The 20367-nt window shown below is 27.9% G+C and carries 21 protein-coding genes and 1 pseudogene; 21 read left to right on the top strand and 1 reads right to left on the bottom strand.

The annotated features are described in order from the left end of the window. Window positions 1-479: 479 nt before the first annotated feature. The 21 genes and pseudogenes from abc-f (at window position 480) to ACH36K_RS11565 (ending at window position 19021) form a co-directional block, all read left to right on the top strand. The gene (abc-f, locus tag ACH36K_RS11665; protein WP_411167797.1) at window positions 480-2504 is read left to right on the top strand and encodes a ribosomal protection-like ABC-F family protein; all 2025 of its coding nucleotides are present in this window, start codon (window positions 480-482) and stop codon (window positions 2502-2504) included. Window positions 2505-2804: 300 nt separating this feature from the next. After that, entirely contained in the window at window positions 2805-3131 is a 327-nt protein-coding gene (locus ACH36K_RS11660) for a PadR family transcriptional regulator (RefSeq protein WP_411167796.1), read from the top strand. 3 nt (window positions 3132-3134) lie between these two features. Further along, a complete protein-coding gene (locus ACH36K_RS11655; RefSeq protein ID WP_411167795.1) occupies window positions 3135-4118 on the top strand; it encodes a permease prefix domain 1-containing protein in 984 nt (327 codons plus the stop codon). Window positions 4119-4252: 134 nt separating this feature from the next. Beyond that, complete coding sequence (locus tag ACH36K_RS11650) at window positions 4253-4723, top strand: DUF6323 family protein (RefSeq protein WP_411167794.1); 471 nt, start codon at window positions 4253-4255, stop codon at window positions 4721-4723. Window positions 4724-4731: 8 nt separating this feature from the next. Further along, window positions 4732-5970: a DUF6179 domain-containing protein gene (locus ACH36K_RS11645; protein WP_411167793.1), complete on the top strand. Its 1239-nt coding sequence runs from the start codon at window positions 4732-4734 to the stop codon at window positions 5968-5970. A gap of 606 nt (window positions 5971-6576) precedes the next feature. Next, window positions 6577-7416: a DUF2971 domain-containing protein gene (locus ACH36K_RS11640; RefSeq protein ID WP_411167792.1), complete on the top strand. Its 840-nt coding sequence runs from the start codon at window positions 6577-6579 to the stop codon at window positions 7414-7416. 560 nt (window positions 7417-7976) lie between these two features. Next, the gene (locus tag ACH36K_RS11635; RefSeq protein WP_411167791.1) at window positions 7977-8516 is read left to right on the top strand and encodes a hypothetical protein; all 540 of its coding nucleotides are present in this window, start codon (window positions 7977-7979) and stop codon (window positions 8514-8516) included. A 118-nt stretch (window positions 8517-8634) separates the two neighbouring features. Beyond that, window positions 8635-9444 carry a hypothetical protein gene (locus ACH36K_RS11630; protein WP_411167790.1) on the top strand — a complete coding sequence of 270 codons (810 nt, stop codon included), beginning with the start codon at window positions 8635-8637 and terminating at the stop codon, window positions 9442-9444. A gap of 59 nt (window positions 9445-9503) precedes the next feature. Beyond that, complete coding sequence (locus tag ACH36K_RS11625; RefSeq protein ID WP_411167786.1) at window positions 9504-10016, top strand: GrpB family protein; 513 nt, start codon at window positions 9504-9506, stop codon at window positions 10014-10016. Between the two features lie 98 nt (window positions 10017-10114). Further along, on the top strand, window positions 10115-10921 hold the full coding sequence (locus ACH36K_RS11620; RefSeq protein ID WP_411167789.1) for a hypothetical protein: 807 nt from the start codon (window positions 10115-10117) through the stop codon (window positions 10919-10921). A gap of 509 nt (window positions 10922-11430) precedes the next feature. After that, on the top strand, window positions 11431-12015 hold the full coding sequence (locus ACH36K_RS11615; RefSeq protein ID WP_411167788.1) for a lysozyme inhibitor LprI family protein: 585 nt from the start codon (window positions 11431-11433) through the stop codon (window positions 12013-12015). Window positions 12016-12043: 28 nt separating this feature from the next. Continuing rightward, window positions 12044-12247, top strand: a pseudogene (locus tag ACH36K_RS11610) (hypothetical protein); the annotation flags it as partial. Between the two features lies 1 nt (window position 12248). Further along, window positions 12249-13316 carry an LCP family protein gene (locus ACH36K_RS11605; protein ID WP_411167787.1) on the top strand — a complete coding sequence of 356 codons (1068 nt, stop codon included), beginning with the start codon at window positions 12249-12251 and terminating at the stop codon, window positions 13314-13316. A gap of 152 nt (window positions 13317-13468) precedes the next feature. Then, complete coding sequence (locus tag ACH36K_RS11600) at window positions 13469-13981, top strand: GrpB family protein (RefSeq protein WP_411167786.1); 513 nt, start codon at window positions 13469-13471, stop codon at window positions 13979-13981. 152 nt (window positions 13982-14133) lie between these two features. Further along, a complete protein-coding gene (locus tag ACH36K_RS11595; RefSeq protein ID WP_411167785.1) occupies window positions 14134-14838 on the top strand; it encodes an alpha/beta hydrolase in 705 nt (234 codons plus the stop codon). Window positions 14839-14901: 63 nt separating this feature from the next. Further along, a complete protein-coding gene (locus ACH36K_RS11590; RefSeq protein ID WP_411167784.1) occupies window positions 14902-15807 on the top strand; it encodes a hypothetical protein in 906 nt (301 codons plus the stop codon). A gap of 89 nt (window positions 15808-15896) precedes the next feature. After that, complete coding sequence (locus tag ACH36K_RS11585; protein ID WP_411167783.1) at window positions 15897-16544, top strand: phage head-tail adapter protein; 648 nt, start codon at window positions 15897-15899, stop codon at window positions 16542-16544. A 171-nt stretch (window positions 16545-16715) separates the two neighbouring features. Next, on the top strand, window positions 16716-17342 hold the full coding sequence (locus ACH36K_RS11580) for a T6SS immunity protein Tdi1 domain-containing protein (protein ID WP_411167782.1): 627 nt from the start codon (window positions 16716-16718) through the stop codon (window positions 17340-17342). A 96-nt stretch (window positions 17343-17438) separates the two neighbouring features. Then, a complete protein-coding gene (locus ACH36K_RS11575; RefSeq protein ID WP_411167781.1) occupies window positions 17439-17837 on the top strand; it encodes a hypothetical protein in 399 nt (132 codons plus the stop codon). A gap of 147 nt (window positions 17838-17984) precedes the next feature. Then, on the top strand, window positions 17985-18728 hold the full coding sequence (locus ACH36K_RS11570) for a YwqG family protein (protein WP_411167780.1): 744 nt from the start codon (window positions 17985-17987) through the stop codon (window positions 18726-18728). A 107-nt stretch (window positions 18729-18835) separates the two neighbouring features. Next, on the top strand, window positions 18836-19021 hold the full coding sequence (locus tag ACH36K_RS11565) for a hypothetical protein (protein ID WP_322459698.1): 186 nt from the start codon (window positions 18836-18838) through the stop codon (window positions 19019-19021). Between the two features lie 64 nt (window positions 19022-19085). On the opposite strand, the gene ACH36K_RS11560 is transcribed toward ACH36K_RS11565, so the two are convergent. Then, window positions 19086-20069: a MerR family transcriptional regulator gene (locus ACH36K_RS11560; RefSeq protein WP_411167779.1), complete on the bottom strand. Its 984-nt coding sequence runs from the start codon at window positions 20067-20069 to the stop codon at window positions 19086-19088. Window positions 20070-20367 lie beyond the last annotated feature (298 nt).

Genomic DNA, 20367 nt, shown 5'->3' with positions numbered 1-20367 from the left:
GTATTGCCATTAATTTAAGTATAGTTTTATTGTTGAAACTTATAGGATAATAAAGGATTTTCAGACTGTAGGAAGATAAGAGCTTCTTACAGTTTTTTTATTTTTCAAAACTAAGGACATATGAAAAGAATAAGTATTACATTGTAGAATTATGTGGACGTAAATTATACATGGAAAAGTAATTGGGATAGATTAATTATTTTTTAGTCCTTAATTGAGCACTTAGGTGTTAAGTTAATAAAATATAAAGGTTAGTAATGTTCTTTGTCTATCCATTTAGAGGATTAAGGCATCTGAAAATAAATAACAAGTCAAAGATGGAAAGTATATTTTGGGTTAGACAAGGAAATAGGTTCCGCAGATAGTATCACTATCTAAGGGTTCTGTTGACGCAGTATAACACAAAATAGACGAGCATTCTGACTTACTTATTTTTTGAAGATGACTAAAAGAAGTAATGGATGAAAGAAGGAATTTTTATGTTTGAATTATCGCTTATAAATGTGAAAAAATATATGGAAGCAACTCTTGTAGTTAATGATATAAGTTTTCAAGTATATTCAGGGGAGAAAGTTGGTATAGTTGGAGTTAATGGAAGTGGAAAGAGTACTATTTTAAAGTTAATTGCAGGAATATTACCAATGGATTATTGTGTAGGATACCCAGGAGCTACAAGTCCAGGTTATGATGAAGGTTTTATTAATAAACCAACAGAAGCTACTTGTGCTTATCTTGAACAAATCCCTCAGTATGAAGATGGTATAAAGGTTATTGATGTTTTAAAGCTAGCTTTTGAAGAAGTTTATAGTATAGAAAAGAAAATGCGTGAATTAGAAAAGGAAATGAAATTTTTAGAAGGAGATACTTTAGAAAAAGCTTTAAAGCAGTATAGCCAATTAGTTGAAGCTTATGAAGTTAAAGGTGGATATAATACTGAAGAGAAGTTATCAAAGATTTGTACTGGATTAAAATTTAGTGAAAGCTTTTTAAATAAGGAATTTAATTTATTAAGTGGCGGTGAAAAAACTACAGTTATTCTTGGTAAGCTTTTAATTGATAATCCAGATATATTACTATTAGATGAGCCTACAAATCATCTTGATATGGACTCAATTGAATGGCTTGAATCTTATCTTAAAAGCTACAATGGTATTGTAATTGTCGTGTCTCACGATAGATATTTTCTAGATAATGTAGTATCAAAAATTATAGAAGTTGAAGATATGAAAAGCAAGACCTATAAAGGTAATTACTCTGATTTTGCAAAGCAAAAAGAAGAAAATATGATTGAACAGTTTCATCAATATAGGGAACAGCAAAAGGAAATAAAGAATATAGAAAACACCATAAAAGATCTTAGGGACTGGGCAATAAGGGCAGATAATAATAAATTCTTTAAGCGCGCTGCAAGTTTGGAAAAAAGACTTGATAAGATGTTAAATAGTGATACAGAAAGTAATAATAGTTATAGAACTAGAGGTGGATATGTAAGAACTGAAAAACCAAAATTTGAAAGAAAGACTATGAAGCTTAATTTTAAAGAAAGTGAAAGGTCTGGTAATGAGACAATAAAGGCTTTAGGACTTTCTAAATCTTTTGAAGATAAGGTTATTTTAAAAGATACTGATTTACTGATTAATTATGGAGAAAGAGCAGCATTAATTGGTCCTAATGGTAGTGGTAAAACTACTTTTCTTAAAATTCTTTTAGGTGAAGAACAGCTAGATGCAGGGGTAGTGGAATTAGGTTCTAATGTAAAGGTGGGGTATTTGCCACAGAAAATTACCTTTAATGATCAGGAACTTACTGTGCTAGAGTGCTTTAGAGAAGATATTTCAATACTAGAAGGAAAAGCACGTGAATATTTATCTAAATTTATGTTTTTTGGAAAGAGTGTATTTAAAAAAGTAAAGTACTTATCTGGAGGAGAGAGAATAAGACTAAAGCTTGGTATGCTATTATATGAGGATGTAAATTTATTAATACTAGATGAGCCTACTAATCATTTAGACATTAACTCAATAGAAACCTTTGAAGAGGCTCTAGAAGACTTTAAAGGAACCATATTTTTCATATCTCATGATAGATATTTTATTAACAAAATAAGTGAAAGTGTAATTGCAATTGAAAACAATGGCTTTATTAGCTATCAAGGAAATTATGATTACTATAAAGAAGTAAAAGAGGAGTTAAAGCTAAAGGCTGAAAATGATGAGAAAGAGAAGACTGAAAATGGCAAGAAGTTAAACAATAATGATGAAAATAAAAAGGGGAAAAAGGCTAAGAAGCAAACTAATTTCGATGAAGACAAAAAGAAAGAGGCTGAAAAAGTTAAAGTTGAAAAAAAGGTAGAAGCTCTTGAAGGTGAGATTGAAGAAGTTGACTTAGCTATGGCTGACTCAAATATACATTATAATGAGCTTAATAAATTGTACGCAAAGAAAGAAGGTTTAATAGAAGAGTTAGATGCTGTTATGGAAATATGGTTAAGTCTTAATAGCTAGTACTGTATTTTATGTTTATTATTTATTGAATTTTGTATAAAAGCCATTAAAGTAAAATAACTGTAATGGCTTTTTTATATAATTAGAGCGAAAGTAATTGTATAGTGAAAATATAATATTTAAAACTGGAATTAAGGGGGATCAAAGGATCCCTTTTATTTTTTGTAAATATTAGAAAAAGTAATTTGGAAAATTTTTAAAAAAGTACTTTACCTGTCGTAGTAATTGTGTTATTATATTACTACGATAGATGAAGTAATAACTTTATCTGTCGTAGTAGTAATTTAAGAGGGTGATAATTTGATTAGTAGTGACATAATCAGAGGATATAACGATACAATAATATTAAGCATTCTTTTAGATGGAGATTCCTATGGTTATGAAATTTCAAAAAATATAAGAAATATAACTAAGGAAGAATATGTTATTAAGGAAACAACTCTTTACTCAGCTTTTAGTAGACTAGAGAAAAATGGATTTGTTGAATCTTACTTTAAGGATGAAACCTTTGGAAAAAGAAGAACTTACTTTAAGATAACAGAAAAGGGAAGAGAGTTTTATAAGGAAAAATGTGTAGAATGGAAGCTTACACAAAATGTAATAAATAAATTTGTTAAGGAGTTGTAATAGGTGGAAACAATAAAGATTTACGTAGAGAATATGTTTAAAACTTTACCAAGGACAGAAGAGTTAAAAAAGTTAAAGCAAGATATATTAATGAATATGGAAGAAAAGTATTCAGAACTTAAAAGTGAGGGCAAAACTGAAAATGAAGCCGTTGGTATTGTAATTTCTGAATTTGGTAATATAGATGAAATAATAAAAGAGTTTGGAATTGAAACAAATGAGATAAATAATAAAGATAATGAGTTGCCGCAAGTTAGTTTAGAAGGAGTAAGAAGTTTTTTAGATGATACAAAAAGATTTAATTTCCTTGTGAGTATAGGGGTTATGCTTTGCATGCTTGGGGGATCATTTTTAGTTTTATTTTTTCAATTATTTGAGGATGGAATAATCTTTAAGGGGTTAAATGAAGACAAGGTAAGCTTTATTCCAGTAAGTATACTTTTAGTTTTTGTAGTAGTTGCTGTAGCACTATTTATTTTCTCAGGAAATTCAATGGAAAAGTATAAGTATATTGAAAAGGGATTATTTAACCTAGATGGTAATGCTAAAATGGTAGTTGAAGCTGAATACGAAAGTTTAAAATCAAAGGTAACCTTTGGAACTATTATAGGGGTGGCACTGTGCATTTTATCACCAATAGCAATTTTCCTAGGTGGAATGATAAGTGAAGAGGGCTATGTATACGGAACTTCAGTACTTATTTTAATTGTTGCAGTGGCAGTATTTCTTTTTATTAATGTAAGTGCATGTAATGATAGTCACAAAAAGCTTTTAAAAGAAGGAGAGTATAGTGAGAAATCAAGAAAGGGAGATAGGGTTATAGGTGCAGTAGCTAGTGTAGTTTGGCCATTAACTACAATTGTGTTTTTTATATGGGGTTTGGCCTTTAATGGATGGGGGATTTCATGGATAGTCTTTCCAGTGGTAGGAGTTTTATTTGGGATTTTCTGTAGTGCATATAAATCACTAAAAGGAATAGAAGAATAATAAAAAAATCTCTAGTTAAAATTTTTAACTAGAGATTACTTTTTTCTAATTATATATTACCACAAAATTGCGAAAATTTCAAGTCTTGAAGTAGAGATAAATAAGGAGTACAGTGAGTTTTAGAGGTGATTTGTATGAATAAAAATATTAGTTTAGCACTTCAAGATATACAAAAAAAACAAGCGATAATAGAGCTAAAAAGTTGTAATGAAATAACAAGTAAATATGGGTTAACCTTATCTAATGAAGATATTAATGAGCTAGTTGAAAATCGTTTTAAGTCTTTAAAAGATACAGGAAGAATTGAGTTTTCTGAAGGTGTTTTGAAAAAGCTAGTTGAAGCCTTTTGTGATTCACCTTATATAATGCAACAGAATTACAAAGATACATTAATGGAGATTCAAGAGTCTTTTTACTTCTTTAAAAGCGAAGCTATGGATCAGATACCTGATGATGAACTTATAGAGTTTATGAAAAGACATTTTGATGGAAAATGCCAAGGTTCTGTAGAATATTTAAGTGGAACTAGTTTAGAAGAGCTTTGCAGAAATACAAGATACGGATATGAGGTTGATGATACAGATATATATGGTCATGAATTTTAGGAGGCATTATGGAAGAAAATAATATAAGTTTAGTGTCATTTTCAGATAATATGCAAATAGATAAAAACCTAGGTGAAGAAGATAGAATGCTTATTGAATTAAAAATGTGGAATCTACTTTCTAAGCATACTGAAAGATATACAATGGGTAATAGTACATCAGTTCCAATAGAAGTAGCTGAAGAGTTACTTAATTCAATTTGTTTTTCAATAGGATTAGAATTACAGGGATTAAATAATCCAAAGGAAGTATTGCTATGTGAAGATGTAAGCCATTTATTAAAAGCTTCTTGGAGGAAAATAGATTCGATGATTGAGGTAGGTAAGAGGCTATTAGAAGAGGTTAAAGAAAATTCACCTTATATAGAAAACATATCTTATAATGATACATTAAAGGAAATAGGAGAATTCTTTAAAAGGTATGATTATAGATTCTTTGCTCATAAGATAGATTGTTCTATAGATTATCAACTTTCTAATCCAGTATCAGAAAAATTACAGGGAATTGAGTATATAAATGAATACTTAAAATTCTTGATTATCGAAAATGAGTTTTGTAAATATTTTAATAAGGATAAAGTTATATATATTTTAAATAGCTATTGCCCTGATTATAAAAGGCTATTAATTAATATTTTTGAGCTAATACTAACAAATGCAGTAGGGCTGGATATTTTAGGAGAGGATATATTATCCTTAGAGATTTCAGCTATGGAAAGAGAAATGTTATTAAGGACTTTTAGAAATTTATCAAAAGTTGAGATTTTAGATAAGTTAGGAAATTCAGCAAAGAAAGTATGTGATATTTTAGGGATAACTCAGAATGAAAAGATAGAATATATTCAAAAAACAGCTATAGATATTTATCCTAGAATTGAAGTTGGATTATCAACTGGAAATATTGATAATGTATTTTTAAGCTTTAAGTATGAAGAGGGTTTAAAGGAAATTGATTTTATAGATAATGATGCTATGGACAATGAAAAGTTACGCAATTTAATAAATGAAATAAAAGATTGTAGATTTATTTCTGATAAGATTGCAATAGTAAAAGAAGAAGTTCATAGCCTAAGTGATTTAGTAGAAGTATTAGGCCTATGCTTTTGGGATGATGAAGCATTAGAATTATTTAAAACACTTTCAAGAGAAGAAATCTATTTATTAAAGAATTACTTAGATAGTAAAAGTGAAGGATATATTTCTAATTCAGAATGGGAAATAAAATTTAGAGATTATATAAGCGAATAAGTTTATAAAAACAGAAGCTTGAGACTTAATAGAAAAGTTCTCAGTTTAAGTAGTTACTAAGAAAACAAATAAGGTAACTACTTAAGTGAGAATCTAAATCTATTATTTAGCTATTCGAGCTTACTCTTTGAAACGCATGTGAGAAGGAGTTCCCTTTAATATATAAAGCTATTGTGAACTATAAAATTTATGGTTCACAATAGCTTTTATTGTCTAGAAAACCTCCGGCTATGCCGGTGGTACTTGACTATTTCTGTAAATACCTATATGAATTGATATTCCATTTATACTATAAAACTCTTTTAAAGTAATATTTAGATATAAATGGAAAATATGTTATTATAATATTATGAAAGTTACATTGATATATATTAAATTATGAAGTAGTTTTATATTTAACTAATAGATAAAATAGGAATTTGTAAACTTAAAATGATTGAAATCTACAAACTAATTTGATTGTGGATTTTTTACTTTTAGTTAAAAGTATACTAATTTAAAGGAAACTATTACAATTTGTAGAATAATGGTATAGTAAGGTGTAATGTATAACACAGTTATTAAATCTATAATGGGTAGAGTTATACTCACATAGGAGATGATGATATGAAAAAACAAGAGATTTTCTATCACTATTGTAGTGTAGATGTACTTCTAAGTATATTGAAAAATGATGCATTACGTTTATCTGATATAGAAAAATCTAATGATTATGCTGAGAGAAAGTGGATGATGAATAAAATAAAAGAAGAATTCATTATTGCTTCTGAAGAAAATTTCGTAGAAGAAAAAGAAAAACTTATAAGAGGGTTTTCTCGATTGAAAAATGAGTTTGAAATACTAGATAATGTTTATGCAACTTGTTTTTCTACGGAGGGAGATTTACTAAGTCAATGGAGAGCGTATGGACAAGATGGACATGGGATAGCAATTGGGTTCTCAGGGGAATTATTAAAGAAAGTGAACGCCTTTGAATATGGTATTAAATTCTTACCTATCATTTATGATTATGAAAAGCAAAAAGAATATGGAAGATTGCAAACAAAAAAGATATTTGATTTGCTACTAAAAGGAGATTTTTTGTTCCACGCAATGAGTGAAGTATTCACAAATGATTTGGAGAAGCTGTGTTGTTATAAAAATCCTGCATTTTCTGAGGAAAAGGAATGGAGGCTTTGTAAAGCTTTATCTCCAGAGTGTAGAATAAATGTAAAAGCTAACTATGAACCATTTGTTATGTCTGAAATTAAATTATATTCAAATCAAAAGAGAATTGTAACGTATCTTGATTTAAATTACACTAAGGTGAAAAATGAAATCATTAAAGAGATTATTTTAGGACCCAAGTGTGAAATTTCAGAGAAGGATTTACGCCAAATATTATTTGTTTTAGGATATATAGCACCAGATATTGAAATTAAAAAATCTAAAGCTACATATTTATAAGGATGAACAGATGATAACAACTATATTCTGAATGCTTGTTAAGGCATATTAAAGAGAAATAAATATTGATTACATATGGAATATTTTCAAACATGTATACTTTTTTGAATAATGTAAGGAAAATAAGAAATGACAAATTTCAATATGTAGATTAGATTGGAATGAAGGTAAAAAAATATCTTATTGGCATAATCTATGGAATCGTCGGAACAATAATAAATATTACATTTTTATTGTTTGCGACAGGTCTTGATAGGGAAGTATATTTATCAACTGGGCAACATGGGTAGTTATTGGTTTGTTAATATCTGCATGTGATTTTAAAATTAATTCGTTTTTAAAAGGGATTGTTATTTCTCTGTTGGTATCTTTGTCCTCGCTTATATATACATTTTCATATTCTTTGAGTGGAGTTATATGGACAACAGTTAATACTATAATAGTCGGAGCAATTATTGGATTTGCCGTTGAAAAAATATCGAATACGAGCAAAGCAAAGAGATAAATTTCAATTTAAGGGTGAGTAATGGAAATAGTAATTTGTTGAGGAGAAAATATGTATGATAAAAACAGAAGAATCAGAGAACTTTACAAACAATGATGATAGAATTGATTGGAGCAAACAGTATGAGGTAGTAGAGAAAATTGGAGTAAAAGGTTATTTACAAAGATATTTCGAAGAGTGTAAATATGTATGGATAAATATGGTTCCTAAGTCAGGACAAGCTGATAATCTTCAAGGTGAAATGCTTAGAATGGCAGAAAAGTTAAGAAATGAAGCAGTAGGTAATGGAAATATAAATTGGGATGATAATTTTGAATGGTTCTGCGATTTTCTTAAGAAAGAATTAGTGAACTGTGGTTTGTTTGACGAAACAAAAAATATAAGAATAAGAATGGTTTTGGATTATATAAAGAATAATGGAAATTATGCCCGTAAATATGCTAATCGCGAAATTGCTGATAGTCAAGTTGATATATTAAGATTAGCATATACAGACGATGATATTTATGACTATTTAGAAGATGCCATTGCAGAGTATTATTTAGCAAGTAAGTCTCCTATACCATATGAAATTAAAGATTTTATTTATAGATAGATTATTAATATAAATTCCAATATGTAGATTAGATTGGAAAATAGGAATTTGTAAGGGGGATAAATATTTAGCGAATAGTTTTAATTAGTTTATATATAATATGTGAGGTAAGAGAATTATGGAAAATAGGCTATTCATAGTAGAAGGTGTGCCGTGTACTGGAAAAACTTCCACTAGTGAATTTATATCAAACTTAATAAGTACATCAAGAAAAAAGGCATTACATTTCCCAGAGGGAACACCTGATCATCCAGCAGATTATAACTTTCATGCTTTTGTAACCAATGATGATTTGGATAGATTTTCAAAGGATGAAAAAGATATACTATTAAGTAGTTCTGAGCATAAAAGTAATGGATATGTAATTTCATTAACTAATATTGGCGGAGAATTATTTAATAAGGTAATTAAATATAAGATATATGATATGCTCCCATGGGATAAAGAATATCCTATAATGATTAACAAATGGGAAGATTTCAGTAAAACAGCAATGACTAATGATTATATATATGTGTTTGATTGTTGTTTCTTACAAAATCCACTTTGTGAGACAATGATGAGATTTAATATGAAAACTGAAGGAATTTATGATTATATAGATAATATTTATGAGCGTATAAAACAACTTAATCCTGTAGTTATATATCTTAAAAATACAAATATAAAACAACGTATACAAGATGTTTCAAAAGAGAGAGAAAAGAAATGGCTTGATGAAGTAATAAAATACCATACATCACAAGGATATGGTAAGGGCTGTGGATATGAAGGTTTTGATGGATATGTTAAATGCTTAAAAGCAAGACAGGAAATAGAATTATCTATTTTAAATAATCTTAACATAGATAAAATGATAATTGAAAATCCATTTGAAAATTGGGAGGAAACACATAAAAAACTTAAGAATTTTATATGTGGATTGTAAGTACAAATTCCAATATGTAGATTAGATTGGAAAATAGGAATTTATAAAGGAGACTATTGATGAAGACTAAGTATGTAGTAGTAGAAGATTACAATCCAATATGGAAAGAGGAATTTAAAAGTATAAAGAATGAGCTATTAACAGTCTTATCAGGAAAAATTGTTTCAATAGAGCACGTTGGAAGTACATCAGTAGAAGGATTATGTGCAAAACCAATTATAGATATTGATATTGTGATTGATAAAAACTTTGAAGAAGTTAAGGGATTATTAGAAAGTCGTGGCTATATATATGAAGGGGATTTAGGCATACACGGTAGAGAGGCATTTAGATATATTAATAAGCCGCATTTAATGACACATCATTTATATGTATGTAATAAAGATAATAAAGAACTATATCGTCATATTACTTTTAGAGATTATCTTAGAAATCATAAAAAAGAAAGAGATACATATGGTGAAATAAAAAAGAAAATGGCATTAAAATATCATCAAGATATTGATTCTTATATTAGAGGAAAGCAACAAGTAATTTTAGATATATATAGGAAGTGTGGTTTAGAAAAATAAATTCTAATTTATCTAAAAATCAGATGGAATTAAACATGAACAATTGTATTATATAATGCAGTAACATTACATTTTATATTTTAAGGTCGGTGATTATAGTGAAAGTTAATATCGGGAAACATGAATTCAGCATTATTTGGGATGGCATATATTATCACGCATTATCCAATTATCCTAGTATATCACAATGGGAATTAAATGGGATTATTAAATTTGTAGACTATGAGAGTTTATATGGGAGAAAGGTCGAAATTGTTAGTGATAATCAAGAAATAATAGAAAAAATAAATTATGCTTTATCCAATAAAAATGAGTTTATAAATGTAGAAAAGCCAGAAAAAATAACAGAATGTACTGCATGTAAACAAAAAGGCTGTATAACTAAGTATCTTTGTCACACAGCACCAGTTGAAAATGCTTTATCTATTATTAAAGGTGGAAGTATACTTTCTGCCGTTAAGGCAAGAAACATATCAGCGGAGGAATTAAAATTAGAACCAAGGAATGCAGCAAAAGACCCTACAGATTATTTTGAATACTTAATGCTATCTTGGGGAAATTGTCAGGCCGGTGATAGACTTGTTATGGAAAGAAAATTAGAGCGTGAACCTAATGAAGAAGATTTAAATAAGGGTTTTACCCCAGGAGTGCGTTTCTTTTTCAAATATGATGAATTAGTAAAACATCATAATGCTATTTTTGATGGATACCATCCACTGAAAATTAAAGATGAATTAACATTAAAAGATAATGTGTTTGCAATTATAATTCCAGAGTTATATAGAGATAAGTTTGAAAGTATAATAACTGATGATATTAAAAATAGAGTGTATTATATGGATAGCAAAAACAAAGATATATGGGAATGGTCAGAAAACGTTTATAAATTTATTGATACATTATAAGTTTAATTTATGTAAAAATTATTACATGAATTTCGTACAAATATATATCATGTACTAGGAATAAGAATATGGTCACCTTATTTATTATTATTTATTCCAGTTCTTATAATTCTACTAAGCATTCCTATAATAAGATATTGCTATGAAAACAAACAAGAATAAATCAATTTACAGTATTTGAAATTATATATTATGATTCACTTCCGATAAGTAGAGCTTATTGGAAGTTGTTTTTATAGTCTATATTTCAAAATAATGGTATAATTAACTAAAATATAAATAGGAAATTTAAAGTATTAATAAAACGGGTGAATTTATAGGATGATAAAAAATATTTATAAAAAAAGATAATTTGATAATTATAAGTACAACTTTAGGTGATGAAGAGGTTTTAACTAATTGCTAGAATGAATTATAGCATTAGTATATTTTTTTGCTATATATAGTATATAAAATGAAAAAATGGTATAATTATGTAGAGAAATAAGGTTATAAAAGGAATTTGTAAAATGAGTAAATTTATTAGGAAAATCGTTTGTGTTGTAGGTATAAGTGTATTTTTATTGGTTGGATGTAGTAATAGAAATAATGACAAGGAAGTACAAGGAAATAAGGATAAAGAAATAGTTACTGAAAAAGGTAATAAAATTATTAATGAAGATAATACTTCTAAAGAGAATGAAACTACAATAAAAGATGAAATAAAAGAAAAAGATGAAGATAAAACTATTACGTTAAGTAAACAAGAATATCTAGATAAAATGAATACTTTAGATGAAAAATTAAAGGTGAAATTAAAGGATAAATTAGCAGGAACAACAATTGAGATGCGAGAAGCTGAATCAGAAATATATATAGCATGGGATGAAATGTTAAATGAGGTTTACTCGAAAATAATTAGTACACTTTCTGAAGAAGAAAAAGACAAACTTATATTAGAAGAAAAGAATTGGATAGAAGAAAGAGATAAAAAAGCTGATGATGCTGCAAAGGAAGTAGAGGGTGGGACTATGGAACCACTAGTAAGAACATCTTCCTTAGGAGTTAGTACTAAGGAAAGATGTTATGAATTAGTTAATAATTATATGGAATAGTATTATATAACTGTAAGTTAAAGTTTCAAAGCAATTTAGGCAGATTATCTTTAAGGCTCGTCGAAGAATTGAGACTTCTTTTTCGCAGCTTTCTGAACAATTAAATATTTAAAGGGTTCTGGCAAAATCTGCGTGGGGCCTAGTTTCAAGAATAACAAATAAAATTTTAGTTCATACAAGACAGAAAATAGTGATTCTAAGCCAAATTATGAAGGGGATTATTGAAGGGTGATATGATGAAAAATAAAAATAGTAAACAAACTAAAAATAAATCTAAACAAATTTTTATCATTGTTTTTTCGTTATTTATGGTTTGTTTAATATTAATTGGGTCAGGATACTTATATGTTAGAGGCAAGATATATAGAAAAAATAAACCTACAGTGGTAACAGATATAGAAACTCCTGTTAAGCCAAAGGAAGAAACTATTGACTATAAGGAAGTTGATGGAATTACCAATGTATTATTAATCGGTGCTGATGGAATAAATTTTGATTCAGGAGATCAAAGATCAGATTCTATGATTATTGCAACTTTAGATAGTAATAATAAAAAAGTGAAATTAACATCTCTATATAGAGATGCATTAGTATATATACCAGGCTATGGGGAAGATAAGATGAATGCATCATTTAGTTTAGGTGGACCAGAACTTGTAATGGATACCATAAGATATAATTATGATTTAAATATAGAAAAATATGCAATGATAAATTTTGTAGGTTTTGAAGCTATAATTGATCAAATAGGTGGAATAGATATTGACGTTCAAGAATATCAATTACACGAATTAAACAAGTACATAGGCATTGATACTGGTGGAAATAATTGTTCAGTAGAAAAACCAGGGCTTCAAACCTTAAATGGTAAACAAGCTTTATCTTATGCAAGAATAAGAAAAGGTGTTGGAGATGATTTTGAAAGGGCTGAAAGACAAAGAGAAGTACTTTTAAAAGTTGCTGAAAAGCTACAGAATACTAATTCTATCAAGTATTTTGGGATAGCAAATAAGATGTTAGATTATCTTAGAACTAATATGGAGCTTGTTGAATGTTTAAATATGGCATATACTATTTTTAAATTCCCAAGTTTAGATACGGAACAACTTAGCATACCAGCGCCAGAGCTTTGTGTAGATGAAGAAGTAGATGGAAATTTAGTTTTAAGAATGGATAGATATAAAAATGCATTAATACTTAACGACTTCATTTTTAATGATACTCTACCAGATTTTATATTAAATAGAAGTACTGAAAGAGATACAAGTATTTATTATGAATATGATGGATTCGGTGAATAGAATTAAATTTAAAAAGAAAATTTAGATAATTAAAGTAATGTAATATATTATAAGCAAAACAACAACTGTTATTATTTTAATATAATAACAGTTGTTACTCTTTAGAAGATGATATGAATAAGAAAAATAGTAATTTGTAAAGGAGACTATTGATGAAGACTAAGTATGTAGTAGTAGAAGATTACAATCCAATATGGAAAGAGGAATTTAAAAGTATAAAGAATGAGCTATTAACAGTCTTATCAGGAAAAATTGTTTCAATAGAGCACGTTGGAAGTACATCAGTAGAAGGATTATGTGCAAAACCAATTATAGATATTGATATTGTGATTGATAAAAACTTTGAAGAAGTTAAGGGATTATTAGAAAGTCGTGGCTATATATATGAAGGGGATTTAGGCATACACGGTAGAGAGGCATTTAGATATATTAATAAGCCGCATTTAATGACACATCATTTATATGTATGTAATAAAGATAATAAAGAACTATATCGTCATATTACTTTTAGAGATTATCTTAGAAATCATAAAAAAGAAAGAGATACATATGGTGAAATAAAAAAGAAAATGGCATTAAAATATCATCAAGATATTGATTCTTATATTAGAGGAAAGCAACAAGTAATTTTAGATATATATAGGAAGTGTGGTTTAGAAAAATAAATTCCAGTTTAAGGTTGAGTATTATAAATAGTAAATTTGCAGTTAACAGACTTTATATAGAATTAACTGAGAAAGGAGGATTTTATTATGATAAACAAGAAAAATAAAGAGCTTTTATGGAGGGTTTTACCTCTATAAATTATGGAGGAAATATGTTTAAAGATAAATTTAATATTAGTAATATTCCTGCAGTTTTGTGGGGAGAAAAGAGTGAAAAACTTTTTATTGCAGTACATGGAAATATGTCAAACAAGGAAGATGTTGTGATTCAAATTTTAGCTGAAGAAGCACGTCAAAAAGGTTATCAAGTGCTAAGTTTTGATTTACCAGAACATGGTGAAAGAAAAAGTGATAGTACTCCTTGCAAAGTACAGTTTTGCGTTAGTGAGTTATCTATAATTATGAACTATGCAAAAGAACATTGGAAAGAAGTGAGTTTGTTTGCATGTAGTATGGGAGCTTATTTTAGTCTTTTAGCGTATAAAAATGATATCTTGAGAAAGGCATTATTTTTATCACCAGTAGTTAATATGGAAAGAATTATTGAAAATATGATGATATGGTTTAATGTAACACCAGAGCGTTTGCAAAAGGAAATGACTATAGAAACACCCATTGGGCAAAAGCTGTATTGGGATTACTTCTGTTATGTAAAACAACATCCTATTAATACATGGAACACAGATACAGATATTATGTATGGAGCAAAGGATGAATTGTGTGAATTTGAAACTATTAATTATTTTGTTAAAAAATACTGTTGTAGATTAGAAGTCATGGACGCAGGAGAACATTACTTTCATACAGAAGAACAGTTGAATGTATTCAGGCATTGGTTACGAAAGCATATTGATTAACAAATTTCAATATGTAGATTAGAAAATAGTAATTTATCATAGAAACTAAATGGAGGTTTGATTATGTACTATGAAAATGCTAGAAACTTTATTTATAAGAATGCTAGACCACTTGATATAGCAAGATGGAAATACCTGTTTGAAAACGGGAGCAAGGAAGATGTTCTGACAGCATTAATTGCATACCAAAATGAGGATGGAGGCTTTGGGAATGCACTTGAGCCAGATTGTTGGAATCCTAATTCATCTCCAGTGCAAACATGGGTTGCCACGGAAATCATTAAAGAGATAAATCTGAATGATAAAAATCACCCAATTATACAAGGAGTATTAAATTACTTGTCATTGGGAAAGGATTTTGATGGACATACATGGTCAAATACAGTGTCTACTAACAATGATTATCCTCATGCACCATGGTGGAGTTTCGAGCCTCATCAGGAAACATCATATAATCCTACAGCATGCCTTATTGGTTTTATATTGAAATTTGAAGATAAAAATAGCAAACTTTTTGAGTTGGCCTGTGTTCTTGCTAAAGAAGCATATAGTTATTTTAAGTTACATTTTCCTATGGAATCTATGCACACTGTTTCTTGCTTTGTTGAATTGTATGAGTATATAAAAGAAAGCTCAATGAATGATCTTTTGGATATAGAGGAATTCAGTGCTTTACTACACGAACAGATTCAACATGTTATAACATACGACACATCAAAGTGGGCAGTTGACTACGTATGTAAACCATCTTTATTCATAGGCACTAAAACAAGTGATTTCTATATGGATAATAAAGAAATATGCGATTATGAATGTGAGTTTATTTTAAATACTCAAGAATCAGATGGTACATGGGGTATTACATGGTCATGGAAAGATTATCCTGAACAGTGGAACATTAGTAAGAATTGGTGGAAATCAGATTTGATTATAAAAAATACACGATATATTAAAGCAATCCATAGCTAAATTCGAATATGTAGATTAGATTGGAAAATAGGAATTTGAAGTGAAAATTATTTAAATAATTCCAATAAAAGAGTCTAAGGAGTGATTTGATGAAAAGCAAACAGGAACGTTCAGAAATTTTCAAGTTATTTCAAACAAATATAAAGATAAAAAACTCTTTTGAACTTGGGAAACAACAACTACTTAAACTTAGAGATGAATTGGAGTCAATGTATGAGTATATATTTGCAACTTGTAATTTTGAGGATTTTACGAAAATGCCGCTTACTAATGATAAGACGATAGCATATTATCTATATCATATGACTCGTATTGAAGATATTACATCAAATACTTTAATTGCAGCAAAAGAACAAATTTTCTTTACAAAGAATTATGACAAATTACTGAATTCTCCTATTATAACTACAGGTAATGAGATATCATGTGATAAATTAGTTGAATTCAGTATAATGTTAGATATAAATCAATTGAGAAATTATATAGCGGATGTTTTAACTAATACAAATAATATAATAAAAGATATGAGTTATGAAGATTCAAAAACTAAAGTATATGACGAGAGAAAAACAGAGTTATTGAAACTTCACACTGTTTCAGCTGATGAGAATGCTTTTTGGCTTGTTGATTATTGGTGCAACAAAACCTTTGCAGGATTGTTGTTAATGCCTTTTTCAAGACATCAGATGTTACACCTTGATGGTTGCTTAAGAATAATCAACAAGATAAAAAAATGATATTTATATAAGGATTATGAGCATACTCAGTGTTCGTCAAATTCCAATTTATCAAGGAATTTAAATTAATTTTAAAAAATAATATAATATGAAATAAAGATTATTTTAATATTAGTTAGATAAATAGTAATTTGTAAGTTAGATAAGTTGTTGATTAAAGGAGAAATGAAAATGGGATTGTTTGATAAATTTAAGAAAAAAAATATGGATAAAAATAGCGCCTTAAATAATATTTTTTTACAATTTACAATGGTATTTGAGCCATCTGATGATTTGGTAAAACCTACAGAAGAGGAACTGAAGCAATTTGAGGATATATTACCATCTGAATTATTGCACTTTTGGAAAGAATATGGATTTGGCAATTACGGTAATGGAATAATAAAGGTTATTAATCCACTTGACTATATGGAAAATCTATATGAATGGCTTGGAAAAGAAGATTTCTCAAAGTTGCCTATTTTGGTAACTAGCTTTGGAGATATTTTCTATTATCGAAAATTATCAGAAGTGGATGAGGATATCTGTATTCTTAATATTCATTATAGAAACATTACAGTATGTTCATACAGCTTAGAGGATTTTTTAAAATCATATATTGTAGATGAAGTTAACTACAGTAAAATATTGAGAAAAGAATTATTTGACCAAGCATATGCTGTTAAAGGAAATTTAAAACCAAATGATATATATTTCTTTGTACCATCGCTTATCTTAGGGGGGAAAGAATCAGTAGAATTAATTGATAAAGGGAATGCAAATGTACATCAAAGTTTATTGTTTCAATTAGGTAAATGATTTTTTAGTATATATTTTAAAATTCCAATTTAAGGTTGAGTAATATAATAAAGATAAGGAGTAGCAGAGTGGATGAATATTTATGGCCTAATTATTATGGCAATAGTTATGATACCTAATGTTATATTTGCAATTAAAGAGAAAAACTTTGAAAGTAAATATCATAATAAGGCAGTTGAAATCATTGAGCAGATAGGAAGATTTGGTTCAATGGGATTAATGATTTTTAATATATCATTATTAGAGTTTGGTTATTGGTTTAATAATGGGAAGATTGTATATATGATTTTAACAGGTGTACTAGTAGTGCTATATTGTTTTGTATGGTTTTTATATTTTAGAAAATCAACAATGGAAAAAGCAATGTCACTTGCTATTATTCCAACAATAATATTTTTATCTAGTGGTATAATACAAGGCAAGGTTTTATTGATAATAACAGCAATACTTTTTGGTATTGGGCATATCATTATAACTTATAATAATAATAGATAAATTCCAATATGTAGAGTAGATTGGGAAATAGGAATTTGTAGAAGAACGCTAAAAGATATATATTCACAGTAAGGAGTGGAGCTTCTTAAAATTAATTATGATAAAGAGTAAATGGGGATTAAATTGGAACATATGGGAGGAGATAAATTGATTAAATATGAAATTCCTGAGATTTTAAAAGAGCATGAAAATATAATAAAAAGAACTTTTAGGTATAGTAATGAGATAAGTTTTAGATGTGAAGAAACAAAACCATGGGAGAGTAAACTAGGTGGATGTCCATATTTAAAAAATATTAGAGATTATCCAGTAGATGAGGAGGGAAAACCTATGGTATTTTTAGCACAAATAAATCTATCAGACCTTGAAAAGTTGGATTATTTACCAGAAAAAGGGTTATTGCAATTTTTTATTGTAAATGATGATATGTTTGGTTTAGAAAGTCCTATTGTAGTAAAATATATAGAAGATTATGAAGAAAATGAAGTACAATTAATAAAGAAAAATCCTTATGAAAATAGTGAAGAATATAATCAAGGTCTACCTTTTTCAAATAACGGAAAAATGTATTTTGAAATAAGGGAAATGCCTATGTCTTCTTCATTAGATTTATTTGAAAAAGTTTTTAAGAATGAGCTTTCAGAAGAAGAATATGAGAGACTGAGTGATGATTGTTATAGCTGTGACAGTAGAGTTGGAGGTTATCCTTATTTTGTGCAGAATGATTATTTAGGTTTTAATGATGATGATTTTCTTTTATTGCAGCTGGATATAGATGATGAATGCGGTATTATGTTTGGAGATTCTGGAAACTGTGTTTTTTCTATTCCAAAGGAAGCTTTGAAGAATAAGGATTTTTCAAAAGTAATGTATGATTGGCAATGCTGCTAGATTATAAAAATCATATATAGATGCTTATTTATTGAATAGATAACAACTATACAATATTGTTAAATTCCAATTTATCAATAAGATTGTTTAAATTTATGAGGTAGAAAATGATTATATGGATAAATGGTGCTTTTGGTAGTGGAAAAAGTACGATAGCAGAACTATTACATTTAAAAATAGAGATTTCACATATATATGCCCCAGAACAAGTTGGTTATTTCTTATGGGGTAACTTTCCAGATGAAATAAAGAGAACTGGAGATTTTCAAGATAATAGTATCTACAAAACTTAGAAAAGTAATAGAAAATGAGCAATAATAAAAAGCTTTAGGTAAAATATTATCTAAAGCTTTCTTATTATAAACTGCTAAAATTAGCTAATGCAGCCAGCTGACCATGATGATAGTCTTTTATATTAATATAATTATTAAGCTTATCATTAAGTTCTATTCTTAATGAATCTCCACTTTCTGTATATAGCCATTGATATAATAGATCACAACACTCATGTATATTTTCACTATAAGTTGAAAAGCGAGGACTTAATTCAGTCATTAACTGATTAACTTTAGAATCAAAAATACAAATACTAGGTAAAAAGTAAGAATAATAAGCATTTTTCCATTGAAGTTGATGCTGAGGTTCTTTTAATATCTCATATAATTGCAATTTCATTTTATTTACGTATTTTTCATAATCAGATTTATTTATACTACATACCTCATTTATATGAATATTACGTTTTGTAAATTCCTTATCTATTTCAGAGGCCGAAAGGGAATATAGATACTTTTTTAATAAAAGAATATTTGAATCATTAATATTAGCCATTGTTTTAAGAGTTTTATCCCATAAAAACTGACGATACTCAGTCATTGGAAGATCATATAAAAAATTACCCCACAAATATAATGAAATTAATTTAGAATCATTTAAATTATTTGAAATATTTAAAGTAGGTTTTTGTGTTGGAAAAATAATATTTTCAATGTGATTACTTAAGTCATCATAAGAAACAAATAAAGGTAATTTATTATTTAAAGTCTTTAAGCATTCAATCTTTTTACCAAGCAAAACATACTCTTCTTCTAACTTTTCAGTTTGTCTTTGGAGATAAAAATGAATTGTATTAGGATATTTCAATATGCAACGAATATCAGAGATAGAAAATTTAGCTAACCGTAATTGTTTTATAGTTTTTAATTTATTAATATCATCTATTGAAAAAATATAATAACCATTAGTTAAATTAACTTCCGGAGTAATTAAATTTTCTTCTATGTAGTAATGAATAGTTCTTTTGTTAAGACCAGTTTTTTTTACCACTTCATTTATTTTCATACAAAATCTCCCCAAGTAAACTGTTACCTTAATGTACAGTTTTTATTCTAATTATTAATAAATAGGTTACAAAAATATTATACCATGGTGGGAAACTTATACATACCAGTATTTGGTGGGAATATTACTTTAGTAAATTAACTTATTGACTATCCATAAACGTTATACTGTAGAATTTTTATATAAGACATCTTCAAAAAATAAATAAGTCAGTATGCTCGTCTATTTTGTGTTATACTGCGTCAACAGAACCCTTAGATAGCTCTGCTATATGTGGAACCTGTTTCCTTGTCTAACT

It is taken from the genome of Clostridium sp. MB05 (assembly GCF_046581255.1).
Lineage (GTDB): Bacteria > Bacillota > Clostridia > Clostridiales > Clostridiaceae > Clostridium.
Note: the sequence above shows the minus strand (reverse complement) of the source record. Positions and strands in the feature narration are given on the sequence as shown.